The sequence below is a fragment of the Microbacterium sp. DMC48 genome, assembly GCF_056313825.1.
In genome coordinates this window covers 363,530-383,511 of sequence record NZ_JBQUZN010000006.1, presented here as the reverse complement: position 1 = coordinate 383,511, position 19,982 = coordinate 363,530, and the positions used below count along the sequence as shown (strand labels likewise).

14 protein-coding genes and 1 pseudogene are annotated in these 19,982 nt (G+C 69.7%); 9 read left to right on the top strand and 6 right to left on the bottom strand.

Features of this window, described 5'->3' with window-relative positions; translation table 11 throughout:
• Both ACT53O_RS13755 and ACT53O_RS13750 read right to left on the bottom strand, forming a co-directional pair.
• Nucleotides 1-894: a DNA-methyltransferase gene (locus ACT53O_RS13755; protein WP_476153029.1), complete on the bottom strand. Its 894-nt coding sequence runs from the start codon at nucleotides 892-894 to the stop codon at nucleotides 1-3.
• Complete coding sequence (locus ACT53O_RS13750) at nucleotides 891-1,940, bottom strand: lipoate--protein ligase family protein (protein WP_039414944.1); 1,050 nt, start codon at nucleotides 1,938-1,940, stop codon at nucleotides 891-893. The genes ACT53O_RS13755 and ACT53O_RS13750 overlap by 4 nt, the downstream gene beginning before the upstream one ends.
• Between ACT53O_RS13750 and ACT53O_RS13745 the strand changes: the two are divergent.
• Nucleotides 1,870-3,366, top strand: a pseudogene (locus tag ACT53O_RS13745) (putative Ig domain-containing protein); the annotation flags it as partial. The gene ACT53O_RS13750 and the pseudogene ACT53O_RS13745 sit on opposite strands and share 71 nt — an antisense overlap.
• A gap of 63 nt (nucleotides 3,367-3,429) precedes the next feature.
• Here the strand turns inward: ACT53O_RS13745 and ACT53O_RS13740 are convergent.
• Both ACT53O_RS13740 and ACT53O_RS13735 read right to left on the bottom strand, forming a co-directional pair.
• The gene (locus ACT53O_RS13740) at nucleotides 3,430-5,253 is read right to left on the bottom strand and encodes a LuxR C-terminal-related transcriptional regulator (RefSeq protein WP_476153027.1); all 1,824 of its coding nucleotides are present in this window, start codon (nucleotides 5,251-5,253) and stop codon (nucleotides 3,430-3,432) included.
• A gap of 153 nt (nucleotides 5,254-5,406) precedes the next feature.
• Nucleotides 5,407-6,288 (bottom strand): alpha/beta hydrolase, encoded by an 882-nt coding sequence (locus tag ACT53O_RS13735; protein ID WP_295776563.1) that lies wholly within the window; start codon nucleotides 6,286-6,288, stop codon nucleotides 5,407-5,409.
• A 59-nt stretch (nucleotides 6,289-6,347) separates the two neighbouring features.
• Between ACT53O_RS13735 and ACT53O_RS13730 the strand changes: the two genes are divergently transcribed.
• From ACT53O_RS13730 to ACT53O_RS13720, 3 genes are all read left to right on the top strand, one after another.
• Entirely contained in the window at nucleotides 6,348-7,967 is a 1,620-nt protein-coding gene (locus tag ACT53O_RS13730; protein WP_476153025.1) for a DHA2 family efflux MFS transporter permease subunit, read from the top strand.
• Nucleotides 7,968-8,032: 65 nt separating this feature from the next.
• The gene (locus tag ACT53O_RS13725; protein ID WP_433719285.1) at nucleotides 8,033-8,482 is read left to right on the top strand and encodes a MarR family winged helix-turn-helix transcriptional regulator; all 450 of its coding nucleotides are present in this window, start codon (nucleotides 8,033-8,035) and stop codon (nucleotides 8,480-8,482) included.
• Nucleotides 8,479-9,831: an MFS transporter gene (locus ACT53O_RS13720; RefSeq protein WP_039414863.1), complete on the top strand. Its 1,353-nt coding sequence runs from the start codon at nucleotides 8,479-8,481 to the stop codon at nucleotides 9,829-9,831. Before ACT53O_RS13725 ends, ACT53O_RS13720 begins: the two co-directional genes overlap by 4 nt.
• Before the next feature lie 26 nt (nucleotides 9,832-9,857).
• Here the strand turns inward: ACT53O_RS13720 and ACT53O_RS13715 are convergent, their stop codons facing one another.
• A complete protein-coding gene (locus ACT53O_RS13715; protein ID WP_476153022.1) occupies nucleotides 9,858-12,311 on the bottom strand; it encodes a glycoside hydrolase family 2 TIM barrel-domain containing protein in 2,454 nt (817 codons plus the stop codon).
• Nucleotides 12,308-13,009, bottom strand: coding sequence for a TetR/AcrR family transcriptional regulator (locus ACT53O_RS13710; RefSeq protein WP_051039444.1), 702 nt, complete (start codon nucleotides 13,007-13,009; stop codon nucleotides 12,308-12,310). Before ACT53O_RS13710 ends, ACT53O_RS13715 begins: the two co-directional genes overlap by 4 nt.
• Nucleotides 13,010-13,200: 191 nt before the next feature.
• Here ACT53O_RS13710 and ACT53O_RS13705 point away from each other — a divergent pair, with 191 nt between their 5' ends.
• The 5 genes from ACT53O_RS13705 (at nucleotide 13,201) to ACT53O_RS13685 (ending at nucleotide 19,956) form a co-directional block, all read left to right on the top strand.
• A complete protein-coding gene (locus ACT53O_RS13705; RefSeq protein WP_476153020.1) occupies nucleotides 13,201-14,736 on the top strand; it encodes an ABC transporter substrate-binding protein in 1,536 nt (511 codons plus the stop codon).
• Between the two features lie 63 nt (nucleotides 14,737-14,799).
• The gene (locus ACT53O_RS13700; protein ID WP_036316087.1) at nucleotides 14,800-15,741 is read left to right on the top strand and encodes an ABC transporter permease; all 942 of its coding nucleotides are present in this window, start codon (nucleotides 14,800-14,802) and stop codon (nucleotides 15,739-15,741) included.
• Nucleotides 15,738-17,606: a dipeptide/oligopeptide/nickel ABC transporter permease/ATP-binding protein gene (locus tag ACT53O_RS13695; protein WP_036316085.1), complete on the top strand. Its 1,869-nt coding sequence runs from the start codon at nucleotides 15,738-15,740 to the stop codon at nucleotides 17,604-17,606. Before ACT53O_RS13700 ends, ACT53O_RS13695 begins: the two co-directional genes overlap by 4 nt.
• Complete coding sequence (locus ACT53O_RS13690) at nucleotides 17,603-18,445, top strand: ATP-binding cassette domain-containing protein (protein ID WP_476153017.1); 843 nt, start codon at nucleotides 17,603-17,605, stop codon at nucleotides 18,443-18,445. The genes ACT53O_RS13695 and ACT53O_RS13690 overlap by 4 nt, the downstream gene beginning before the upstream one ends.
• Nucleotides 18,442-19,956 carry a sulfatase family protein gene (locus ACT53O_RS13685; RefSeq protein WP_476153015.1) on the top strand — a complete coding sequence of 505 codons (1,515 nt, stop codon included), beginning with the start codon at nucleotides 18,442-18,444 and terminating at the stop codon, nucleotides 19,954-19,956. The genes ACT53O_RS13690 and ACT53O_RS13685 overlap by 4 nt, the downstream gene beginning before the upstream one ends.
• Nucleotides 19,957-19,982: the final 26 nt, after the last annotated feature.

Here is a 19,982-nt window from a genome sequence, read left to right as displayed (position 1 = left end):
TCACGGCACGGGCGGTCGCGGCTCGGCCGCCACGATGCGCGCATGCGGCATGCGCCGGCGCATCACCGCGATGGCCTCGGGGTTGTCGTCGACGAGCACGGCGTCGCGCCCCAGTGTGCTGCACACCGCCCCCGTGGTGCCGCTGCCGGCGAACAGATCGAGCACGCGATCGCCGGGTCGGCTGGACGCCTGGACGATCCGACGAAGGATGCCTTCGGGCTTCTGCGTGGGGTAGCCCGTCTTCTCGCGGCCGCTGGTCGGCACGATCGTGTGCCACCACACGTCGGTCGGGAGTTTGCCCCGGGCCGCCTTCTCGGCCGTGACGAGCCCGGGGGCCATGTAGGGCTCTCGGTCGACGGCATCCGAGTCGAACCAGTACCCGCGTGGGTCCTTCACGTAGACCAGTATCGTGTCGTGCTTCGTGGGCCACCGGCGGCGGCTCTTGGCGCCGTAGTCGTAGGCCCAGATCAGCTCGTTGAGGAAGCACTCCCGCCCGAAGAGCGCGTCCAGCAGCACCTTCGCATAATGGGCTTCGCGATAGTCGAGATGCACGTAGAGCGTGCCGTCGTCGGCGAGCAGTCGCCACGCCTCGCGCAGGCGCGGTTCGAGGAACTCCCAGTAGTCGTCGAAGCGGTCGTCGTAGCGGCGGAGATCACCACGCAGGCGTGCATAGCTCGTGCCCCGGAAGCCGGTCTTGACCTCGCCGCGCACGCCGCTGCGGTCCGCGGACTCGATCGCCTTGCCTTGCAGCCGCCCCGTGTTGAACGGTGGGTCGAGATAGATCAGGGTGAACGCGGCATCCGGCAGAGCATGCGCGACCGCGAGGTTGTCACCGTGATGGATCTCGACGGCGCCGGCAGGATCGACGGCGCCGGGTGCCGATGCGTCCGTCACGGAACGCGGTGCAGCCACGCGTCGGTGGAGAACTTCTCCTCGACGAGGGTCGCGGCCTCGGCATATTCCTCCTCGGTGATATGACCGGGTTCGGCGCCGTAGAGCGTGGAGAACGTCTGCACGAATCGTTCGATGATCGCCTCGCGGGGCAGTCCCGTCTGACTCCGCAGCGGGTCGACGCGTTTGGCCGCAGACACGGTGCCCTTGTCGCTCAGCTTCTCGCGCCCGATCCGCAGCACCTCGGTCATCACCTGACCGTCCATGTCGTAGGAGAGTGTCGCGTGATGCAGCACACCGCCGTTGGCGAGCCGCTTCTGCGCGGCACCGCCGATCTTGCCGGCCGGCGAGGCGATGTCGTTGAGCGGCTGGTACACGGCATCCACTCCGAGCGAGCGCAGGGCCTGCAGGGCCCAGTCGTCGAGGAACGCATAGGAGTCGGCGAAGGTGAGACCGGCGACGAGCGATGCGGGCACATAGAGCGAGTAGGTGACGATCGAACCGGCCGCCATCAGCATGGCGCCGCCGCCCGAGATGCGCCGCACGACGTCGAAGCCGTGCCGCGCCGCACCGTCGGGGTCGACCTCGTTGCGGTACGACTGGAAGGAGCCGATCACGACGGCCGACTCGTTCCACTCCCAGATGCGCAGGGTCGGCTTGCGTCGCCCGTCGCCGACCCGCGTCGTGAGCACCTCGTCGAGCGCGAGGTTCATCGCCGGCGAGACCGCCTTCTCGTGCACGACCTCCCACGGGAAATCGCGCCAGCCGGGGGCGGTCACGAGCGCGCGGCGCACGGCCGTGCCCACGGATTCGGGCGTGAACCCGAGAAGCTGAGCGCCGTCGGGCAGCGCCCCGCGGACGGCGGCCGCGATCCCCGCGGCATCCGTCTCCACGGGAAGCCCGGTGACGGCGGCATCGATGTCGGCCAGCGCGTCGTCGGGCTCGAGGAAGAAGTCCCCCGCGAGGTGGAAATCGGCGATGCGTCCGTTGTCGACCTCGAGGTCGACGACCACGAGCTTGCCGCCCGGAACCTTGTACTCCCCGTGCATGACTCCAGCGTACGAGGTCGGGACAGCCCTGCGGCGCACGCCGGAATCACTCCGTCCACCCATATACGCGCCGCACGCTCCACCCGATGATGACGGGGTGCCCCCTCTCTCGGTCCGCCCCGCCCTCTCTCCCGTCACGCACCCGACACGGCGCGCCGTCGCGCCGCTCGCCGCCGTGAGCGCCGCCCTGTTCTCGATGGGTGTGGCCGTGACCCTCGGCGGGGCCCCGGCGGCGGCGAGCTCGTCCGCGGTGCGAGTCGTCGCGTCCGTGAGCGGCGCCGCGGGAGGGGTGACGGCGATGACGCTGTCGACATCGGGCGGCGTGGCGTTCGTCGTCGACGGGTCGGATGCCGTCGGCCTGATCGACACCGCGACCAACGCGATGACGGGAGCGACCTCGTCGCCGCCGGCATGGCTCGGCGTGCCGACGGATCTCGCCACAGCTCCCGACGACACCGGCGCCTACGTGGTCACCGACGACGGTTGGGTTTCGCTCGTCCACGGCGACGGCAGCGTCGACGCGGTCAGCGCACTTCCCGGCACCGGTTTCGGGGCGCTGGCGGCGGTTGCGAACGGGCCGAGCATCGTGGTCGTGCCGAGCGCGGTGAGCCCGAGCGCGATCTACCGCGTCAACGTCGGGGCGGGCACCATCAGCCCGATCCCCCTCGGGACCGCGACGCCATCGACGCTCGGCCGCGTCGCCGTCGGAGCGGGAAACGGCAACGACAACCTGATCCTGCTCGCAGGCACGGCCGGCGCAGTGGGCGTTCTGTACCTGTTCGACGGCCCGTTCGCCCTCACCGGGCCGACGACGGCGATCACCCTGCCGTCAAGCTCCGGCGCGTACGACGTCGCGCTGTCTCCCGACGGCGCGCAGGCCGCGGTCACCTCCCCCATCGACGGGCTGGTCTTCCTCGTGGACGTCGATCCCACCTCGCCCGGCTTCGGCAGCGTCAGCGCAACGGTGTCCGCCGTGCCCGCGACGCGGGTCGCGTACAGCCCCGACGGATCCGCGCTCTACGTGGTCGGCGCGAACACCGTCACCGTCGTCGACCCGGTCACCGGCACCGCAGAGACGTCGTTCGCCATCGACGAGACGAGCGCAGCGGCGATCGCCGTCTCGCCGTCCGGCGCGCGCGTGTGGGTCGCCGACGCGCACGTGCCGGGAGGCATCGCCATGCTCGCGGACCCCGCGGTGACGGCTCCCGCGGCGAATGCGACCGTCGGCGCGATGTTCTCCGCGATGCTCACGGCATCCGGGTTCGACCTGCCGGTGACCTACGCCGCGACGCCGGCCCTGCCGGCCGGTCTGACGCTCGATCCGGCAACCGGCTCGGTCTCGGGCACACCGAGCCTCGAGAGCCCCGCGACGGCCTACACGATCACGGCGTCATCGTCCGACGGGGCGGCGGCGACGACCACGTGGACCATCGCCGTCGGCGCCGCACCGGCCGCGGCCGCGCCCGCGCCCGCGAACGGTGAGAGCGACTCACACCGGCTCGCCGACAGCGGCGGTGCGGTGAACGGCCCCGTCCTCGGCGTCGGAGTGATGCTGCTCGCCGGAGGCGGCGTCCTTCTCACGCGACGCCGCCTCGTGCGGTACACGCGCCGCGACGGCGGCGCGTGAGGTCACATCCAGACGGTCCAGCACGGCGGACACGTGCTTCTCGACGGTACGCTCGCTGAGCCCGAGCCGGCTGGCGATCTCGGCATTGCGCAATCCGGCCGCGATCAGCCGTGCGACCTGCGCCTGGCGCGGGCTGAGATGCGCCGCGGCATCCTCGTCGCCGACCGGCGCGAGCAGGGCAGCGAGGTGGACCCGCGAGCGCAACCCCAGGACGGCCAGCACCTCGGCGGCGTGGGACTTCACCGTGCCCAGCGACAGAAATCGCAACCTCGCGATCGCGGGGTTGCTGTGCCCTTCCGCCATCAGCGCCGCGATCTCGCGCTCCCGTGAGCTGAGAACGCTGATGTCCCCGACGATCGAGGGATCGTTCGCCGACAGGCGCCGCCAGTCGCGGGCCGCGAGCGCCCTCACCGACTCGATCCCCAACCGATCGGCCTCGGACGCGATGCGGCGCAAGGCTGCGGCAGCGCGGCGGGTGTCGGGATCGAGACTCGCGTGCAGGTGCCGCCCGCGCAGAGCCTCGATGTCGGAACCCACCGCTTCGTCGAGATGGACCGACGCGACGGCGTGGGCTCTCGCCTCCTCGAGCCGTCCGCGCATCGCCGCGATCGCTCCGCGCGCACGGGTGACCGCGGAGGCTGCGACGAGGTGCGAACTGAGGGCTGTCGCCTCGGCGAGCAACTCCTCTGCGCGCAAGAGATCACCGCGCTGAGCAGCGGCGGTGATGATGATCTCGGACGCGAAGGCACGATCCCACAGCTTGCAGCGCGCGAGGCCGGGACCGCCGATCGCGGTGAGCAGCGCGGCGGAGGCCTGGAGCTGGCCGAGCGTGCGCATGCCCCAACCGACGTAGAGGCAGGAGCCGACGCTCAGATAGTTCGCGTCGTCGCGCGCACGGGCGAGCACCTCCGCGGCGGCGCGCTCGAAAGCGCGCCGATCGCCAGCCTGGGCGTGACCGTACGCGGCGATCGCGTCGATCACCAGGAAGGCGCGCTCCGGTACCGCGACGCCCGCCGCGGCGAAACCCTCGCCGATGACCCGAGCCTGGGCGGCGCGCCCCCGGAACGCGCTGAGCCGCGCTCGCAGAAGCTGGAGGGTCAGCGCGGCGCCGTCGATGCGCGCCGGCGGCGCGCCCGCCGCATCGGGTTCGCCGTCGCTTGTAGGGGCGCTCACCTGCCCCGGCGCGAGCCCGGCACCCTCGATCAGCTGCTCGGCGACGTCGAATTCGGCGACGCTGAGCGCGGCTTCGGCGAGGAGATAACGCGTCAGCAGGTCATCGCGGCGGGCACGCACGCTCGTGCGGCGCGGACCGGAGTCGCCGGGAAGGAGCGCGGGCAGCGTGATCCCCCGTCGAGACGCATTCGCCGTCCCCGCCATTGCGTCGGTCATCAGCACGACGGCGCCCACCATGCGCGTCAGCTCCGCCGACAGGCCGACGGCCGCATCGGTCGCGCGCGCGGCATAGTCCGCGGCGACGTCGAACCGACAGGCGATGACCGCGGCCATCGCGGCAGCGACGGCGAGCCGGGTTCGCGACTCGGCCGCATCGGGGTCGGCGCCCACGGTGTCGAGCATGCCCTGCAGGCGGGACAGATGATCCGCGGCGTCGCCGGAGAAGACGCTCACGAGCGTCGCATCCAGAGCGACCCGAGCCTGCTCACGGTCGCGGTCCGTGCTCCTCGCCATCGCGCGCATTCCTCCGCACTGACCGGCGCTCACGCCGGATTCTGCCGGAATCTTGACACGGGAGCGCGCGCCGCGAAACGGGGAGACCGCACGCGATGCGGAAATCATCCGTTTCCCCCACGCGTCGCCGCGCACGAAGATCGCTGCGCGGCGTTATCCCGAGGGCGGGAGGTGCCGGTCGATCCATGCGATCAGGTCGGCGATCACCTCGTCACGTGTCACGTCGTTGAACACCTCGTGCCGGATGTCGGGGTAGATGAGCGTCGTGACGTCGGTGAGGCCGGAGCGCCGCCGGTACGCCGCGGCGAGACGGTGGATGCTGCGCGGACCGCCGACGGTGTCGTCGCGGCCGATGATCAGCAGCACGGGAACGTCGCGGGGAAGGTTCTTCGCGGGCTTGCCGATCAGCCGCAGCGTGTCCAGCGGCCCGAAAAGCTTCGCCAGCGGTTCCGAGGTGGTCAGCGGGTCGTCGAGGAATGCGCGGCCGACCGAGAGGTCGGAGGACAGCCACTCCGATCCCATCGCTTCGGGCCCCGCCCACGGCGCGTTGAGGTCACCCGAGTTCAGGGATCCCGGCCAGCGCAGCGCCGAGCCGGTGAGGACGAGCGCGTCGTAGTCCCGCGGATGCCGGTCGAGCAGCATCTGCGCGAGGAACGAGCCCCACGAATGCCCGATGAGGATGAGGGGCAGCTCGGGGTGGTCGGCGCGGATGATGCCGCTCAGCTGTGCGCAGGCCGCGACGGCCGCCCTCAGCCCACCGGGGCCGAGTCGACCGAGCCGGCTCGCATCACCGCCGTGCTGCTCCAGGCCGGTGCGCCCGTGTCCGCGGTGATCGTCGGCGTAGACGAGGAATCCTGCGGCTGTGAGAGCCTCGGCGACGTGCGTGTAGCGGCCGGCGTGCTCCCCGACCCCGTGGAGGATCTGCACGGCGCCGCGCACGGGCGGGGCGTCGCCGTCGGGCTCGTAGAGGTCGTAGACGATGCGGATGCCGTGAGGATCGATGAAGGAACGTTCCTCGCGCCGCACTGCTGTCATGGCCCGAGTCTAGGACCGGTGGTTGGCATTCCGGATATTGCTAGATAAGCTAGCCATTCATGAAGGACGTCACGTCACGCCGCTGGATCGGTCTGGTCTTCATCAGCCTCGCGGTCGCGCTCATCATCGTCGACTCGACCATCGTCAACGTCGCGATTCCGGCGATCGTGGACGACCTGGGCATCACCTCCACCCAGGTGCAGTGGGTGCAGGAGGCATACACCCTCGTCTTCGCCTCCCTGCTGCTGCTGTTCGGGTCGTTGGCCGACCGCATCGGACGGCGACGGCTGCTGCTGATCGGCGTCGCCCTGTTCGCGGGCGCATCGGTGCTGGCCTCGTTCGCGCCGACAGGCGACCTGCTGATCCTCGCGCGTCTCATCCAGGGCGTGGGCGGTGCCATGATGCTGCCGAGCACGCTGTCGCTGCTGAACGCGACCTTCCAGGGTCGCGAGCGCGGCATCGCCTTCGCCGTCTGGGGATCGACGATCGGCGGCATGGCGGCCGTCGGCCCCCTGCTCGGCGGCTGGCTGACCACCTCGTTCTCGTGGCGCTGGGCTTTCGGCATCAACATCCCGCTCGGTGTCATCATCGCGATCGGAGTGCTGTGGGCGGTGGGCGAGTCGCGCGCCAAGAACGCTCCCACGATCGACGCGATCGGCGCCGTCCTGTCTGTCATCCTCTTCGGCGCCCTCGTCTTCGGCCTGATCGAAGGCCGCACCCTCGGATGGTGGGAGGTCAACGACCCCCTCACCATCGGCGGCTGGAGCTGGCCGTTCTCCGTCTCGCCCGTGCCGGTGGCCTTCGCGATGGCGCTGCTCGCGGCCGTGGGCTTCGTGACGTGGTCGCGGCGCCAGGCACATCGAGGACGTCCGACCCTGCTCGATCCCCGCCTCTTCTCCATCGCGACCTTCCGCAGCGGCAACATCGCCGCCCTCGTCGTCGCACTCGGCGAATTCGGAATCATCCTGTCCCTGCCGCTCTGGCTGCAGTTCGTGCTCGGCTTCGACGCCCTGCAGACCGGCCTCATCCTCATCGCGCTGGCCGCGGGCTCGTTCGTGGCCAGCGGGTTCGCGGGCGCATCCAGCGGCAAGATCAGCGCCGTGCTCATCGTCCGCGCCGGCCTCGTCGCCGAGATCGTGGGCGTGGTCGCAGCGGGGCTGGTCGTCGGCTGGGATGCCGGGACGCAGTCGGCCTGGCTCTGGCTGCTGCCCGCCCTGTTCGTCTACGGCTTCGGCGTGGGCCTCGCGACGGCGCAGCTGACGGGGGTCATCCTGCAGGACGTGCCGGTCGAGCTGTCCGGACAGGGGTCGGGGACGCAGTCGACGGCCCGTCAGGTCGGATCGGCGCTGGGCATCGCGATCCTCGGCACCGTGCTGTTCACCGGCACCGCCGGCATCCTGTCCTCATCCCTCGACGATCGCGGACTGCCGGCACAGGAGCGCGATCAGATCGTGTCGGCGGTGGTCGACAGCTCGGGCGGGGCCATCGCCGGCCTCGCTGCGAACCCGGCGACCGCGCCGATCGCCGCCGACGCGAAGGCGGCGTTCTCCGACGCGACACGGCTGTCGGCGTTCACCGCCGGAGGCTTCCTCGTGGTGGGACTGCTCGCGACGATTCCGCTGGGCCGCGAGCGGCGGCGCGACGAGACCGACGCGGCGCGGCCGTCCGTGCAGAGCTGAGGACCGGCGGCGACAGCCGCATCCCCGATACTTAGCATGACTAATGAGCTATGCTAAGTATCAGCATGAGCACCGAGACGCCCGCCACCGCCGCACCCGACCTGTCCACACCCGCCGCCGAACTGCGCATGGCGACCTTTCGCCTGGCACGACGACTTCGCTCCCAGCGGGCCGTCGACACCATGAGCGACGCACAGTTCGCGGTGCTCGCCGCGCTGTCGGTGCACGGGCAGCACACCCTCGGCGAACTCGCCGACCGGGAGCGCGTGTCGGCGCCGTCGATGAACCGTACGGTGAACTGCCTCGAAGAGTCCGGGTATCTCACCCGCACGACCGACACCGACGACCGCCGCAAGGTCAACATCGCGCTGACGGACTCGGGCCGCGCGGTGGTCGACGAGACCGTCCGCCGGCGCGACTCCTGGCTCGAAGACGCCCTGGCCGCATTGACGCCGGCGCAGCGCGAGCTGCTGCGCTCGGCGGCTGAGCTGATGCGGGAGGTGGCCGCCCGATGAGCTCGCCCACCCGCGCGTCGAATGCGATGTTCCGCTCGTTCTCCGTCTTCAACTACCGCGTCTGGTTCATCGGCGCCCTGGTGTCCAACATCGGCGCGTGGATGCAGGCCACGGCTCTCAGCTGGGTCGTCCTCACGCAGCTCACGCACAACGACGCGGGTGCGATGGGCGTCACCATGGCGTTGCAGTTCGCTCCTCCCCTGCTGCTGGTGAGCGTGACCGGCTGGGTCGCCGACAAGTTCGAGCGGCGACGGCTGCTGATGGTGACCCAGAGCTCGCTGCTGGTGCTCGGCGCTACCATCGGCATCCTGATCCTCACCGGCGTCATGACGCTTCCCCTCATGTACGTCTTCGCCTTCGCGCTGGGTCTCGTGGCGGCGTTCGACAACCCGACGCGCCAGGCGTTCGTGTCCGACCTCGTCGACCGCGAGAACGCCTCGAACGCGGTGGCGCTGAACGCGGCATCCTTCAACGGCGCTCGGATGATCGGGCCCGCCGCCGCCGGCGTCGTGATCGTCGCGGTCGGCACCGGCTGGGTGTTCCTGGTCAACGCGGTGACGTTCCTCGCGATGATCGTGGCTCTGCGGCTGATCCGCTCCGAGGAACTCGTGCCGCGCATCACGGCGCCCGGAGCATCGCGTCTGGCCGACGGCTTCCGCTATGTCGGCAGTCGCCCCGACCTCATGGTGACGTTCGTGATGGTGTTCCTGCTCGGCGCGTTCGGCATGAACTTCCCGATCTTCGCCTCCACGATGGCCCTGGAGTTCGGACGGGATGCCGACGGCTACGGGCTGCTGAGCTCGATCCTCGCCATCGGCTCGCTCGCCGGGGCCCTGCTCGCCGCTCGGCGCGATCGCGCACGGATGCGTCTCGTGATCGTGGGCACCGGCATGTTCGCGGTCGTCGGAACGGTCTCGGCATTCATGCCGGACTACTGGTTGTACGCCATCACCCTGATGTTCACCGGATTCTCGGTCGTCACGACGCTCACGACGGCGAACGGCTACGTGCAGACGACGACCGATCCCGCGCTGCGCGGGCGCGTGCTCGCCCTGTACATGGCGATCCTCATGGGCGGAACGCCGATCGGCGCGCCCATCGTGGGCTGGGTGGCCGCGGAGTACGGTGCCCGCGCCGCCATTCTGCTCGGAGCCGCCGCGGCGTTCGTCGCCTTCGCCGTCGGCTTCGGATGGCTGCTGTGGTCAGGCCGGCTGCATCGCCACGAGTCGCGCCGCTTCGCGCTGTCGCTGGACGAGACACGGCCCCTGTCCATCGTGACGCCGGAGGAGTTCAGCGACGAGGTGGCGGGAACCACGCCCATCTCCCTCCCGGACCCGACGCGGCGGTAGCACGGCGGCTCGTTGCGGCAGCGCTGTCAGGACGTCCGAGCAGCCGGCGCTTGCGCAACGACCCGCACCGCGGCGGGGCTGTACCCCGGCGCATCGACGGTGACGATGATCTCCCCGCCGCCGGTGGCACGCACCACGGCGAGCGCACGCCCGTCGTGGGTCAGACGCGAGGGTCCCGCGAAGGACTCGGTCGTCCGGCCTCGGCTCGAACCGAGCGCGGCGAGTTCGCCGGCGCCGGCCACCGTGACCGTGACCTCCGTGTCGCCATCGCACGCGACGATGCCGTCCGCGTCCGCCAGCTCGATGACGACGTGCGCGAGGCCCCCGTCGGCCGCGATGGTGAGGTCTTCGGCGCGGACACGCAGCGCCGGCGAGCCCGCGCTCGCCAGCTCGGTCCGCCCGATCTCCGCCCCGCCCCGGCGTGCGATCGCGAGAAGCCGGCCCGGCCGATACCGCGTTTCGAATCGAGCGATGAGCGGCCGCGGGTCGCCCACCGGCGCGCGACCGACCACGACCTCGCCGGTCGCGTCGATGAGGCGCAGCTCGACCTCCTCGGCATCCGCGTACACGTCCACCGTCACCGGCGAGCCCGGCTCGACACCCCACGACCACGACGAGACCACGTCGTCCCACGACCACGGCGTCTTCTCGACCGGCCGCCCGTGATGTGCGGGGCGATGCACGGCGATCGCCGGATCGCTGCGAAGACCGAACGCGATCTGACGGTAGTACGAGGCGGGCGTTCGCCGACCCGTGAGGTCGATGTCGCCGCACCGCGCCAGCAACCACGGGAAGGGGCCTGCGGTCCCGGTCGATCGGTAGTCGTCGACGTCCGTGTACTCGACGCGACCGATGCCGGCCTCGCCGACGTAGTCCCATCCCGTCCAGGTGAAGTCCCCGATGACGTGCGGAAGCCTGCGCACCTGATCCCACAGGTCGGCGATCCGATCGGGGAATGTCTCCGACCCCACGATGACCCGCCCCGGGAACAGCTCCGCATCCATCTCGTATCGGGCATCGCCGTAGTTGAAGCCCACCACGTCGAGCACCGCCGCCGACTCCTCCGTCGAACGCGTGATGAGCTCCGACGCGTTCGCGGCGGCCATCTGGGCGCCGAGCCCGGCCATCATCGTGTTCGGGTCGGTCGCTGCGATCTCGCCGAGGATCTCGGGCAGTCGCTGCATGTTGGCGATGACTCCGTTGATGCCGTTCGTGATGTAGCGCGTCGGGTCGAGCCGCCGGAACTCCTCCGCGATGCGCCGGCTCCAGGTGGCCCCCTGCGGCGTCGCCAGCTCGAGGATCTCGTTGCCGATCGAGTACAAGATCACGCTCGGACGGTTGCGGTCCTTCGCCACGAGGGCCGCCACTGCTGCCTGCCAGCGCGACGCGAACCCGACGGACGCGTCGAACCCGGTCTTGGCATGAGTCCACACGTCGCTGAGCTCATCCATGACGAGCATCCCGTGTCGATCGCACGCGTCGAGCAGGGCGCGCGAGGCCGGGTTGTGTGCACTGCGGATCGCATTGAATCCGGCGTCCTTCAGCAGCCGCACCCGCCGATCCTCGGCATCGGGATGGGTGATCGCCCCGAGAGCGCCGTTGTCGTGGTGCACGGATGCTCCGCGCAGATCCACCCCCACACCGTTGATGCGAAGCCCGTGGCGCGCGTCCACCTGCAGGCGGCGGATGCCGAATCGCACCGCATCCGTGTCGACGACCGTGCCGTCGGCGTCTTCCAGGCTGATGCGCACCTCGTGCTGGGCGGGATGATCGGGCGACCACAGCTCGGGACGCGCGACGAACAGGCGCGCCCGTGCCACCGCCTGCTCACCGGGCAGCACGGTCACCGGCGCGTTCGCCTGCACGATGACGGCTCCCGACGGATCCGCGAGATGCCAGTGCACCCGCAGCGTGCGCGTGTGACGCGTGAGGTTCTCCACGATGGTCGCGACCTCGACCATCGCTCGTTCGTCGTCGATGTCGGGGGTCGTCACCGTCGTGCCGTCGAGAGCCAGGTGCACCGGATCGGCCACGATGAGATGCACGGGCCGGTAGATGCCGGCGCCCGTGTACCACCGGCTGTCGCGGTGGGCGCGCGCCTCGACGGTGACCGTGTTGGTCTCGCCGAAGCGCAGGAACGCGTCCGCGGCGACGACGAAGGCCGCGTAGCCGTCGGGCTGATGCGCGGCGAAGTCTCCGTTGATGAACACGACGGCGTCGCGGTACACGCCCTCGAACTCGATCAGCACACTCCGCTCGCGCCAGTCGTCCGGCACCTCGAAGGAGCGTTCGTAGACGAAGACCCCACCCGGGATGTAGCCGGAATGCACACCGCCGTCGTTCTCGGCGGAACGCGGCAGGTCGCGCAGCGCGTCGTGCGGGATGGTGACCGGCACGGCAGCAGCGGCGCCCTCACGACTCTCGAAGGCGCCGAGCTTCGGTCCGACCGTCCAGCCGACGTGGAAGGGAACCCGCTTCACGACGTGGGTACCGAGCCGGCGCCCTCGCCGCTCGGGAACGATCCGGCGGCGCGCGCGTCGAGCAACTGCTCGAGCGCGTCGAGGTCGTACCCGCGCACGTAGCCCCGGAAGAACTCTGCCAGGGCATCGGCCATGTCGGTGGAGGTCGGATCCAGCAGCCACTGCACCTGGAGACCGTCCATCATCGCCGTGGTCGCGACGGCCGCGCGATACGGATCGATCTCGCGGATCAGTCGCCCCTCTGCCGCAATCCTCCGGAACGCCGCCGTGATGCTCTCGCGCACGTACTCGTAACGGCGCAGGAAGTACTCGTGCGCCGGGTGGGACGGCGACGTCGCCTCGGCCGACAGCGTGCAGAACAGCTCGATGACACCCGGGATCGACGCGTTGTACCGCGCGAGCTTCACGAGCGCGCGCAACGTCTCGACGCCGTCGGCGTCGTCGAAGTTCACGATCTGACGCGACTGCTCGTCGCGATGGTCGAGCACGGCCAGCAGCAGGGTGCTCTTGCTCTTGAAGTGATGCAGCAGTCCCGCTTCGCTCATCCCGACGCGCTGAGCGATCTCTCGCAGCGATCCGGCGCGGTACCCGCCTTGAGCGAAGACCTCCAGCGCGGCGTCGAGGATCGCTCCGCGCGTCACCTCGCTCTTCGCGTACTCGCCGCGCTGGCTGCGCCGCGGTGTGTTCGTGTCGGTCATCGTGACCATCGTGCCCTATCCCGGTCGCCGCGAGTCGGCGCCGATGCCCCCAGTGTGCACGCTCTCATAACAAAAACCTAGCGATCACTCGATATTTGATCCAAAAACCTAGTGCGCACTCGGATTTCCTGCTAGCGTCCCCCGACAGAGCGATCCGCAGGGGTATCGCCCACCCGAGAAAGGGACCAAAGATGTTCCGTTGGAAGGCCACAGCAGCCCTCGCGGTCGTCGCGGCACTCGCACTCACCGGCTGCGCCGGTGGCGGCGAGTCCGGAGGCGAGAGCGGCTCAGGCGGCGCACGCGCAGACCGCCTCACACTCATCTCCATCGCCGCACCCACGAGCTACGACATCGGCGCGGGCGCCGAGTGGGGCAACCGCAGCGAGTACTTCGAGGCAGTGTTCGACACCCTCCTGCGACAGGACTCCAAGGGTGAGCTCCAGCCCAACCTGGCGACCGAGTGGTCGTACAACGACGACAAGACCGTCCTCACCCTGACGCTGCGCACCGACGCGAAGTTCACCGACGGCACCCCCGTCGACGCGAAGGCCGTCGTCGCCAGCATGGAGCGCTTCCGCGACGGCACCTCACCGCAGGCGGGCACTATGAAGGGCAACCAGTACGCGGCCACCGACGACCACACCGTCACCATCACGCTGCCGGCGCCGAACCCGGCTCTGCTCAACTCGCTCTCGCTCGCCCAGGGCCTCGTCGCCGCGCCGTCGTCGTTCTCCGACTCCGACGTCGCCACGCGCCCCGTCGGCTCCGGCCCGTACATCCTGGACACCTCGGCGACCGTGACCGGCACGACCTACGTGTACAAGGCGAACCCCGACTACTGGAACAAGGATGCCGTCAAGTACGACAACCTGACCGTCAACGTCATCGACGACACGACCGCCATCCTCAACGCCATCAAGGCCGGCGAGGCGAACGGCGCGAAGGTCGCGGACAACACCACGATCAGCGAGGTCGAGGGCTCGGGCTGGTCGATCGCGTCCAACGAACTCGACTTCCAGGGCCTACTGCTGCTCGACCGCGCCGGCACGATGAACCCGGCGCTCGGCGATGTTCGCGTCCGCCAGGCGATCAACATGGCCTTCGACCGCGAGGCGCTGCTGAAGTCCCTCCAGAGCGGATTCGGCACCGTCACCGAGCAGGTCTTCCCGAAGTCCTCGGTCGCCTACGACCCGGCCCTGGACAGCACCTACGCGTACGACCCGGCCGGCGCCAAGAAGCTCCTCGCCGACGCGGGCTACGCGAGCGGCCTGACCATCAACATGCCGTCGGTGCCCGCCTTCCAGACGTCGTTCGACCTGATCAAGCAGCAGCTGCAGGACATCGGCATCACGGTGCAGTACACGGAAAGCGGCACGGGCAACTTCATCAGCGACATGCTGACCCCGAAGTTCCCCGCCACCTGGATGGCGCTGCAGCAGGACCCCGACTGGCAGCTGATCAACTTCATGATCGCTCCGGGCGCGACCTTCAACCCGTTCAAGGCCGAAGACCCCAAGATCGACGCCTTCATCAAGACGATCCAGTTCGGCAGCACGGACGAGGCCACACAGGCGCTCAAGGACCTGAACAAGTACCTGGTCGACCAGGCCTGGTTCGCTCCGTTCTTCCGCGTTCAGGGCTCGTTCGCCACCGACGCCAACACGACCGTCGACTTCTGGCCGACGAACGCCTACCCGTCGATCTTCAGCTTCGCGCCGAAGAACTGACCCGCTGCGCTGTCCGCCTGCGCACCCGCAGGCGGACAGCGCCGCTCGAACCCGGAGAGAGCCATGCTCAGCTTCATCCTCAGGCGGATCGCCTCGGGCGTCGTCCTCGTCGCCGTCATCTCCTTCCTCGCCTACGTGCTGCTCTACGCCGCCGGTGGCGACATCGCCCGCCGTATCCTGGGCGAGACCGCGACCGCCGAGACGGTCGCCAAGAAGACCGAGGAGCTCGGGCTGAACCGCCCGCTCCTCGTGCAGTACTGGGACTGGCTGACATCGGCGCTGACGGGAAACCTCGGCCGCAGCTGGTTCAGCGGAGAGCTCGTCAGCGTCAGCGTCTCCGGACGCGTCGGAGTGACCCTCTCGATCGTGATCGGCGCGACGCTGGTCTCGGCCATCCTGTCGGTCGTCCTGGGCGTGCTGGCCGCGCGCCGCGGGGGCTGGATCGACGGACTCGTGCAGTTCCTCTCTCTCATCGGCTTCGCCATTCCCGGCTTCCTCATCGCCCTGGGCCTCGTGCTCGTGTTCGCGATCGAACTGCACTGGTTCAAGGCCACCGGCTTCGTGCCGCTCACGACCTCGTTCGGCGGGTGGGTCGCCTCGGTGACCCTGCCGATCGTCGCGCTCTCCCTCGGCGCGATCGCCACGGTCGCCCAGCAGGTGCGAGGCTCCGTCATCGACGCGATGTCGCGCGACTACGTCCGCACGCTCCGCTCGCGCGGCCTGTCCAGTGCCTCCGTCGTCTACAAGCACGTGCTGCGAAACGCCGGCGGCCCGGCACTGGCCGTGCTCGCCGTGCAGTTCATCGGCCTGCTGGGCGGCGCCGTCATCGTCGAGCAGGTCTTCGCCATCCCCGGCATGGGTCAGCTCACCGTCAAGGCGACGACGCAGGGCGACATCCCCGCCGTCATGGGCCTCGTGATCGTCTTCGCGATCATCGTGGTCATCGTCAACCTCCTGATCGATCTGGCTCAGGCCGCTCTCAACCCGAAGGTGCGTCTGTCATGACCGCTGTCGACGTTCCCAACTCCGTCCCCGTCGCGCCGGTGCGCGTCTCGCTGATGCGCCGGCTCGTGCGCCGCCCCCTCGGCCTGGTCTCGCTGGGCTTTCTCGCGCTGGTCATCCTGATCGCGATCATCGGCCCCTTCATCGCTCCGCAGGATCCGAACTACGCCGACATCCGCGCGATCCTCGCCCCTCCCGGCGCCGACCACCTGCTGGGCACCGACAGCGCCGGGCGCGACGTCTTCTCGCGTCTGCTGCTGGCCACCCAGACGAGCATCGCCGCCGCTCTCGTGGCGCTGGTGACCGCGCTGGTGCTCGGCGTCGTGTCGGGTCTGATCGCCGGCTACTACCAGGGCTGGTTCAACACGGTCGCCACGTGGGTGACAGAGCTGAACATGGCCCTGCCGGCGATGGTGGTGCTGCTCGCGGCACGTGCCGCCCTGGGTCCGTCCGTCTGGCTGTCGATGTTCATCTTCGGCATCCTGCTCTCCCCCGGCTCCTTCCGGCTCGTCTTCGCCTCGGTCACCGCCGTGCGCGCGGAACTCTACGTGGATGCCGCGCGGGTCTCGGGCCTCAGCGACGCCCGCATCATCGGTCGGCACGTGCTGTCGGTCGTGCGCGCGCCCATCATCATCCAGTCGGCGATCATCGCCGGCATCGCGATCGCGATCCAGTCGGGCCTCGAGTTCCTGGGTCTCGGCGACTCGTCGGTGCCGACGTGGGGCGCCATGCTCAACGACGGTTTCAAGAGCATCTACAAGCAGCCGATGCTCATGCTGTGGCCCTCGCTGGCCATCGCACTCACCTGCATCGCCCTGACCCTGCTCGCCAACGTCATGCGCGACGAACTGGAGCGCACCGTCACCGTCCGCCGCAAGCGCCGGCGCGCGGTGACGACCGCGACCGGATCGATCGCGGCGGTCACCACATCGGTGCGCACCGGCGGCGGCGACCTGGTCGACCTCGACGAGCCGCCCGTGATCGAGAACATCGAGGTGATCGTCCACCCCGAAGACACGCGCAGCAAGGCGAGCGACGCCATCCTGCAGGTGCGCGACCTGCACGTGGGCTACGACCAGCCCGACGGCTCGCACATCGAGGTCGTCCACGGCGTCTCGCTCGACATCCGCCGCGGCGAGGTGCACGGCCTGATCGGAGAGTCGGGTTCGGGCAAGACCCAGACCGCCTTCGCCGTGCTCGGGCTGCTCCCGCGCGGCGGCAGCGTCACCTCCGGCTCGATCGTCTACGAAGGCACCGAGCTGGCCGATGCGTCGGAGCGCGTCTACGCGGGTGTCCGCGGCAAGCGCATCGGCTACATCCCTCAGGAGCCGATGAGCAACCTCGATCCGTCCTTCACGATCGGCAGCCAGCTGGTCGAGCCCCTGCGCAAGAACCTGGGCCTGTCCAAGGCGGAGGCGCGTGAGCGCGCGCTCGGTCTGCTCGAGCGCGTGGGCATCCCGCAGCCGAAGCGCACGTTCGACGCGTACCCGTTCGAGGTCTCCGGTGGCATGGCGCAGCGGGTGCTCATCGCCGGCGCCGTCTCGACCGACCCCGACCTGATCATCGCGGACGAGCCGACCACGGCTCTGGACGTGACGGTGCAGGCCGAGGTGCTGGATCTGCTGCGCGATCTGCAGGCGGAACGCAACATGGCGATGCTGCTCGTGACGCACAACTTCGGCGTCGTCGCCGACCTGTGCGACCGCGTGACGGTCATGCAGAACGGGCTCTTCGTCGAGCAAGGCCCCGTGCGCGCCATCTTCAACGATGCGCGACACCCCTACACGAAGACGCTGCTCGACGCGATCCTCGACGAGGGTCCGGCCCGCGGGCCCCTCACCCCTGCCACGAACGGAGCCGGAGCATGAGCGCGTCACTGCTGGAGGTCACCGACCTCGTCGTCGAGTACCCGGGCAAGGGGTTCCGGGCCGAGCCCTTCCGCGCGCTGAAGGGCGTCTCACTCGACATCAAGCCGGGCGAGACGGTGGGCCTGGTCGGCGAATCCGGCTCGGGAAAGACGACACTCGGGCGCGCCGCACTGGGCCTGGCTCCCGTCACCGCCGGAACGATCCGCTTCGACGACCAGGACATCTCGCACCTGAGCCGGCGCGAGCGCCGTGCGCTCAGCTCGCAGATCCAGGTGGTGTTCCAGGACCCGTACTCCTCGCTGAACCCGTCGATGACCGTCGAGCAGATCCTCACCGAGCCCCTCACCGTCGCCGGTGTCGGATCTGCCGAGGCGAAGACGCGCGTACGCGATCTGCTCGACCAGGTGGGCCTTCCCGCCGATGCGCGCAGTCGCCTTCCCCGCGAGTTCTCCGGCGGCCAGCGCCAGCGCGTCGCCATCGCCCGCGCCCTCGCGCTGAGCCCGCGGCTGATCGTGTGCGATGAGCCGGTCTCCGCACTGGACCTGTCCACGCAGGCGCGCGTCCTGGATCTGTTCATCGAGATCCAGGAGCGGACGGGCGTCGCCTACCTGTTCGTGACGCACGACCTGGCCGTGGTCCGCCACGTCAGCCACCGGGTGGCCGTCATGTACCGCGGCGAGATCGTGGAGTCCGGCGACGGCGACCAGGTCACCTCGCGTCCGCAGCATCCGTACACGCAGCGTCTGTTCATGGCCGCGCCCGTCCCCGATCCCGACAAGCAGGAGGAGCGCCGCGCCGCCCGCCGCGCGATCCTCTCCGCGGAGGCTGCCGCACGATGAGTCGCCCGAACATCGTCTTCGTGATGTCGGACGACCACGCCGCCCATGCGATCTCGGCCTACGGCAGCACGGTCAACGCGACGCCGCACCTGGACCGACTGGCACAGGAGGGGGTGCGCATGGATGCCGTGTACTGCACGAACTCCATCTGCAGCCCGTCGCGGGCCACGATCCTGACCGGGACCTACAGCCACATCAACGGCGTCTCCTCGATCTGGACCGAGATGGACTACCGGGTGCCGACGTTCATCGATGTGCTCCACGGCGCCGGATACCGCACCGCGATGTTCGGCAAGTGGCATCTCGGCGAGCACGGCAACGCGCTGCCGCGCGGGTTCGACGCATGGAAGATCTTCCCCGGCCAGGGCGACTACGTCGACCCGGAGATGGTCGACGAGAACGGCAGCGGGCCGGTCCCCGGCTACGCGACGGACATCGTCACGGACCTCGCGATCGACTGGATCGACGAGGTCACCACGAGTGGTGATGAACCGTTCTGCATGATGGTCCACCACAAGGCGCCGCACCGGCCGTGGGTTCCGGACGAGAAGCACCGCCACCTCTACGCGGACGGCACGATCCCCGAGCCCGACACGTTCTTCGACGACCACGCGACGCGCAGCAAGGCCGTGCAGGGCGTGCGTATGACGATCGCCGACGACATGGGGGCGGACGACCTGAAGGAAGAGGTGCCGGCGCACCTTCGCGGCCCCGAGAACCGCGAAGCGCGCATGCGCTGGAAGTACCAGATCTACATGCGCGACTATCTGCAGTGCGTGCAGTCCATCGACGACAACGTGGGCAGGCTGCTCGACCACCTCGCCGAGCGCGGGCTCGCCGAGAACACGATGGTCGTCTACACGTCCGACCAGGGGTTCTTCCTCGGCGATCACGGCTGGTTCGACAAGCGCCTCATGTTCGACGAGTCGCTGCAGATGCCGATGCTCATCCGCTGGCCGGCCGAGATCCCGGCCGCGAGCCGCTGCGCGGGCATCGTCACCAACGTCGATTTCGCCGCGACCTTCCTGGACGTGTGCGGGATCGACGCGGCATCCGCTCTTCCCACCTCGCAGGGTCGCAGCTTCCGCCCGCTGCTGCGCGGCGAAGAGGTGGAGGACTGGCCGGAGGCCGCCTACTACCGCTATTGGGAGCACGACGACCCCATCCACGCCGCTCCCGCGCACTACGGCATCCGCACCGCGACGCACAAGCTCATCCACTACTACGGGGTCGGCATGGGCGTGCCCGGTGCCTCGGAGGCCGAGTTCGAGCCCGAATGGGAGCTGTACGACCTCGTCGCCGATCCGGCCGAGCTGCGCAACGTGGCCGACGATCCCGCGTACGCGGAGGTGCGCGCCCAGCTCGAGCACACCCTTCGCGAGTACCAGGACCACTATCGCGACCTGCCCTATACCGGCCCCGACACCCCCCGACCGGACTGGGGGCCGTACGACCACGAGCTGCTGGCGCGCGTCGAGCAGTACGTCACCCAGATCCGCGCATCCTCCTGATGACCGCGACCACCCCCACCCCCGGA

Bases quoted from the DNA above. Each gene is read 5' to 3' on its own strand.
- ACT53O_RS13750 (WP_039414944.1), bottom strand. From the start codon at position 1,940: ATGCACGGGGAGTACAAGGTTCCGGGCGGCAAGCTCGTGGTCGTCGAC.
- ACT53O_RS13685 (WP_476153015.1), top strand. From the start codon at position 18,442: ATGAGTCGCCCGAACATCGTCTTCGTGATGTCGGACGACCACGCCGCC.
- ACT53O_RS13720 (WP_039414863.1), top strand. From the start codon at position 8,479: ATGAGCTCGCCCACCCGCGCGTCGAATGCGATGTTCCGCTCGTTCTCC.
- ACT53O_RS13700 (WP_036316087.1), top strand. From the start codon at position 14,800: ATGCTCAGCTTCATCCTCAGGCGGATCGCCTCGGGCGTCGTCCTCGTC.
- ACT53O_RS13695 (WP_036316085.1), top strand. From the start codon at position 15,738: ATGACCGCTGTCGACGTTCCCAACTCCGTCCCCGTCGCGCCGGTGCGC.
- ACT53O_RS13710 (WP_051039444.1), bottom strand. From the start codon at position 13,009: ATGACCGACACGAACACACCGCGGCGCAGCCAGCGCGGCGAGTACGCG.
- ACT53O_RS13705 (WP_476153020.1), top strand. From the start codon at position 13,201: ATGTTCCGTTGGAAGGCCACAGCAGCCCTCGCGGTCGTCGCGGCACTC.
- ACT53O_RS13725 (WP_433719285.1), top strand. From the start codon at position 8,033: ATGAGCACCGAGACGCCCGCCACCGCCGCACCCGACCTGTCCACACCC.
- ACT53O_RS13735 (WP_295776563.1), bottom strand. From the start codon at position 6,288: ATGACAGCAGTGCGGCGCGAGGAACGTTCCTTCATCGATCCTCACGGC.
- ACT53O_RS13740 (WP_476153027.1), bottom strand. From the start codon at position 5,253: ATGGCGAGGAGCACGGACCGCGACCGTGAGCAGGCTCGGGTCGCTCTG.
- ACT53O_RS13690 (WP_476153017.1), top strand. From the start codon at position 17,603: ATGAGCGCGTCACTGCTGGAGGTCACCGACCTCGTCGTCGAGTACCCG.
- ACT53O_RS13730 (WP_476153025.1), top strand. From the start codon at position 6,348: ATGAAGGACGTCACGTCACGCCGCTGGATCGGTCTGGTCTTCATCAGC.